This is a genomic window from Mesorhizobium sp., assembly GCF_024509055.1.
Classification (GTDB): domain Bacteria; phylum Pseudomonadota; class Alphaproteobacteria; order Rhizobiales; family Rhizobiaceae; genus Mesorhizobium.
Map to the genome: position 1 here is coordinate 1 of NZ_JANINM010000104.1, position 4865 is coordinate 4865.

The 4865-nt window shown below is 63.9% G+C and carries 3 protein-coding genes and 1 pseudogene; all 4 read right to left on the reverse strand.

The features are described from left to right. Positions 1 to 361 (reverse strand): annotated as a pseudogene (locus Q0L57_RS06090) (1,4-alpha-glucan branching enzyme); the annotation flags it as partial. A gap of 58 nt (positions 362 to 419) precedes the next feature. Beyond that, positions 420 to 2882 carry a glycogen/starch/alpha-glucan phosphorylase gene (locus Q0L57_RS06095; protein ID WP_296739556.1) on the reverse strand — a complete coding sequence of 821 codons (2463 nt, stop codon included), beginning with the start codon at positions 2880 to 2882 and terminating at the stop codon, positions 420 to 422. Between the two features lie 134 nt (positions 2883 to 3016). Then, a complete protein-coding gene (locus Q0L57_RS06100; protein WP_296739558.1) occupies positions 3017 to 3799 on the reverse strand; it encodes an ATP-binding cassette domain-containing protein in 783 nt (260 codons plus the stop codon). Further along, a partial coding sequence (locus Q0L57_RS06105; protein WP_296739561.1) for an ABC transporter permease occupies positions 3796 to 4865 on the reverse strand: 1070 nt, incomplete at its 5' end. The genes Q0L57_RS06100 and Q0L57_RS06105, both read right to left, overlap by 4 nt.

The window sequence follows — 4865 nt, forward strand, 5'->3', positions numbered from 1 at the left end:
AATCGTCCATCGGGCCGAGCACCGGGCCGAAGGAATAGGGATCGGTCAGCCACCATTCGCCGCCCGCATTGCTGGCGTGATAGCGAAGCGGCTGGCGCGCGCGGATCGACAACTTGCCTTCGAAGAAGCCGGCGTCGTTGGTGCGGGTCAGCTCGCCGACCTTCTTGCCGCTCAGCGTGTAGGCGGTGACGAATTCGGCATTGGGCACGAAGCAGCGGGCGACGAAACCCTTGCCGGCTTCATGCACGCCGAGGACGGCAAAGGGATCGCCATGCGTTCCGGCGACAATCGCCGCGACATCGCCGGCTGGCGCCTGTCCGTCCGGCCCGCTTGTCGCAGCGGTCGCGCGCGGCTTCCTCATCAGGCAATGTCCCTCCCAGGGAGATGGGCCACATTGTTCGTGGCCTCATGCAATCACATCAGACGGGTACGTTCCAGATTTCTTTCGCATATTGGCGGATCGTGCGATCGGACGAGAACCAGCCGACGCGGGCGACATTGCGGACGGCGCGCGCATACCAGTCGGGGCTGTTGCGCCAGACGGCGTCGACCTCGCGCTGGCAGTCGGCGTAGGAATCGAAATCCGCCGCCACCATGAACCAGTCGCTCTGGTAGAGGCCGTTCATCAGGTCGCGGTAGCGGCCCGGATCGTCGGGCGAGAAGACGCCGGACGAAATCGCCGCTACGGCCTGCGCCAGTTCGGGCGAAGCCTCGATGACGCCACGCGGGTTATAGCCATTGTTGCGCCGTTCGGCGACCTGGGCGGTGGTGAGGCCAAAGATGAAGATGTTGTCGTCGCCGACACGCTCCTTGATCTCGACATTGGCGCCGTCGAGCGTGCCGATGGTCAGCGCGCCGTTGAGAGCGAACTTCATGTTGCCGGTGCCCGACGCTTCCATGCCGGCGGTCGATATCTGCTCGGACAGATCGGCGGCCGGCATCATCACCTCGGCCAGGCTGACATTGTAGTTCGGCACGAACACGACCTTCAGCAGGCCGCGCACCGAGGGGTCGCCGTTGATGACCCTGGCAACGTCGTTGGCCAGTTTGATGATCAGCTTGGCGTTGTGGTAGCTGGGCGCCGCCTTGCCGCCGAAGAATTTCACGCGCGGCATCCAGTCCCGTTCGGGGTGCGAGCGTATCTGGTCATAAAGCGCGATCGCTTCCAGGATGTTGAGCAGCTGGCGCTTGTATTCGTGGATGCGCTTGACCTGGATATCGAACAACGCCGAGGGGTCGAGCCTGATGCCGAGCCGGTCGGCGACGAGGTTCGAGAGCCTGATCTTGTTCTGCCGCTTCACGCCGGCGAACTTTTCGCGAAAGGCATTGTCGTCGGCAAAGCGGTCGAGATCCTTGATCGCCTCGATGTCGTCCATGAAGCGGTCGCCGATCGCCTCGCGCACGATCGAGGTCAGGCCCGGATTGCACTGGATGAGCCAGCGCCGCGGCGTGATGCCGTTGGTCTTGTTGTTGATGCGGTCTGGATAGAGCTTGTGGAGATCGGCAAACACCGTCTCCTTCATCAGCTCGGTGTGCAGCGCCGAAACGCCGTTGATCGAATGCGAGCCGACGAAGGCGAGGTTGCCCATGCGCACGCGGCGGTCGCCATTCTCCTGGATCAGCGAGATGCGGGCGATCTGATCGCCGGAGAACTGGTTGGTGGCGCGGGCTTCGAGCAGCACCTGCGCATTGATGGCGTAGACGATCTGCATGTGGCGCGGCAAAAGCCGCTCGAACAGCGGCACCGGCCAGCTTTCCAGCGCCTCGGGGAGCAGCGTGTGGTTGGTGTAGCCGAAGGTGCGCTTGGTGACGTCCCAGGCGAGGTCGAAGTCCATGCCGTGGACGTCCATAAGGAGCCGCATCAGCTCCGGCACGGCGACCGCCGGATGGGTGTCGTTCAAGTGGATCGCCGCCTTGTCGGGCAGTGACTTCAGGTCGCCATACTGGCTGAGATGGCGCTGGACGATGTCCTGTAGCGAGGCAGTGGAGAAGAAATACTCCTGCCTCAGCCTGAGTTCCTGGCCGGCCATGTGGGAATCGGCGGGATAAAGCACGCGCGACAGCGCATCGGCCTTGTTGCTTTCGGCAAGCGCGCCGATGTGGTCGCCAGCGTTGAACTTGTCGAGCAGGATCGGATCGATCGGCATGCCGGACCAGAGCCGCAGCGTGTTGACGCGCCTTGCGCGCCAGCCGGCGACCGGCGTGTCGTAGGCGACGGCCAGCACGTGTTCGGTCGGCTTCCAGACGTGGCGTTCGAGCCTGCCGTCCTTGGACGTGACCGATTCCACCGAGCCGCCGAAGCCGACCTCGAAGGAGCGCTCGCGCCGCTCGAATTCCCATGGATTGCCGTGGTCGAGCCAGGTCTCCGGCAGTTCGACCTGCCAGCCGCCCTGGATTTCCTGGCGGAACATGCCGTTGGCGTAGCGGATGCCGTAGCCATGGGCCGGGATGTCGACGGTCGCCATGCTTTCCATGAAGCAGGCGGCGAGCCGACCGAGGCCGCCATTGCCGAGCGCCGCGTCCGGCTCGAGGCCGGCGATGAGGTCGAGGTCGACGCCGAGCGAGGACAGCGCCTCGCGCATGTTCTCCATCAGGCCGAGATTGGAGAAGGCGTCGCGCATCAGGCGCCCGATGAGGAATTCGAGCGAGAGGTAGTAGACCCGCTTTTCCTGCTGGTCGTAGGCTTCCTTGGTCGCCTGGATCCAGTGGTCGACGATGCGATCGCGCACGACCTTGATCGAGGCGGTCAGCCAGTCATACGGCGTGGCGACCGTGGTGTCCTTGCCGACCCGGTATTTCAGCGACAGCAGGACCTCGTCGGCGAGCGTCTTGGGGTCGGGATTGTCGAGAGCGGGAGCTTCGGTGGTCATGGCGGGTGTCATATCGCCTCTCGTTCGGTTGGCCTGATCATACCGGCTTTCACCGTTCCTCCCAGCCTATTCTAGTGCATTGCAACATGTCTTCAATCGATTTAGGCAACGGTTCTGTCGGCACGCGCCACGGCAATGCGGCGCGATTACGCCGCCAACACCTCGGGCGGCGCCTTGGCGCCGGTCATGAAGGCCACGGCGTCGGACATTGTATATTGCTTGGGGTCTATGACGGCGAGGCGACGGCCGAGCCGATGGATATGGATACGGTCGGCCACCTCGAAGACATGGGGCATGTTATGCGAGATGAGCACGATCGGCAGGCCGCGCCGCTTGACGTCGAGCATCAGCTCCAGCACGCGGCGGCTCTCCTTGACGCCGAGTGCCGCGGTCGGCTCATCCATGATGACGACACGGCTGCCGAAAGCCGCCGCGCGCGCCACCGCGACGCCCTGGCGCTGACCGCCGGAGAGCGTTTCGACCGACTGGTTGATGTTCTGGATGGTCATCAGCCCGAGTTCGGTAAGTTTTTCGCGAGCAATCCGTTGCATCGCCGAACGGTCGAGCCGTCTGAGCCATTGCCCGACGAAGCCCGGCTTGCGTATCTCGCGACCGAGAAACATGTTGTCGGCGATCGACAACGCCGGCGACAGCGCAAGGTTCTGATAGACGGTTTCGATGCCGGCCAACCGCGCCTCGATCGGCGAGCGGAAATGCACCGACTGGCCGTTGAGCTCGATCGCGCCGGAGTCCGGAATGACCGCGCCGCACAGCGCCTTGACAAGCGTCGACTTGCCGGCGCCGTTGTCGCCGATGACGGCAAGGATCTCGCCCGGCATCAGGTCGAAATCGGCATTGTCGAGCGCGACCACCCTGCCGTAGCGCTTGTTGAGACCCTTGGCTTGAAGAATGGGCTGTTGCGTGCTCATGCCGAAATCTTCCTGATCCACTGATCGATGGTAACGGCGAGAATGATGAGGATGCCGACGGTGAACTCCTGCCAGAGCGAGTCGACACCGGCGAGCGCCAGGCCGTTGCGGAAGACGCCGACGATCAGCGCCCCGAACAGCGTGCCGACGATCGACCCACGGCCGCCGAACAGCGAGGTGCCGCCGATCACCACGGCGGTGATGGCGTCCAGATTGGCGGTCTGGTTGCCGAGCGGGCTCGCGGCACCGATGCGGCCGATAAGCGCCCAGGCGGCGATGGCGCAGATGAAGCCTGCGAGTGTGTAGACGGCGATGAACACGCCGCGCGTGTTGATACCGGCAAGCCGGGCAGCCTCGTCGTCGTCACCGGTCGCATAAACGTGACGGCCGAAGGCAGTGCGGTTCAGCACGTACCAGATGATGACCGCGGTCAACATCATGGCGATGGTGCCATAGGTCAGCACCGCCCCGCCGCCCAGCCTGATCGTGTGACCCAGCCATTGCAGCAGTGGCCCCGCCGTTTCGATGTCCTGCGCCCGCACGGTTTCGGAATGCGAGACGTAGATGACCATCGCGCCATAGACGCTCCAGGTACCGAGCGTGACGATGAAGGGCGGCAATTTGATCACGGCGACGAGGACGCCGTTGATGAGGCCACAAAGGAGGCCCGTGAGAAGTCCGATCACCAGGCTCAGTTCGACAGGCACCCCGACATTGACCGTCAGCCTGCCCATGATGATCGAGGACAGCACCATCATCGCGCCGACAGACAGATCGATGCCCGCCGTCAGGATGACCAGCGTCTGGGCGATGCCGAGGAAGGCGATGATCGAGACCTGTTGCAGGACTAGCGACAGGTTGAACGGCGCATAGAAACGGTTGCCCGCCACGATCGAGAAGATCACGACGCCGATCAGCAGGACGATGAACGGAATGGCCGTGGGGTATTCGTGCAGGAACCGTTGCAGGCTCTTCAAGCCCGAACGCCCCTCCTCCTCGAAGCTCGCCACGGACTGGTCGTGGCCCCGAAGGCCGCGCTCGGCTGTGGCCGAGCCGGTTGCGTCGT

What these genes read in the sequence shown, in the direction of transcription:
- Q0L57_RS06095 (WP_296739556.1), bottom strand. Translation starts at nt 2,882, where the DNA reads ATGACACCCGCCATGACCACCGAAGCTCCCGCTCTCGACAATCCCGAC.
- Q0L57_RS06100 (WP_296739558.1), bottom strand. Translation starts at nt 3,799, where the DNA reads ATGAGCACGCAACAGCCCATTCTTCAAGCCAAGGGTCTCAACAAGCGC.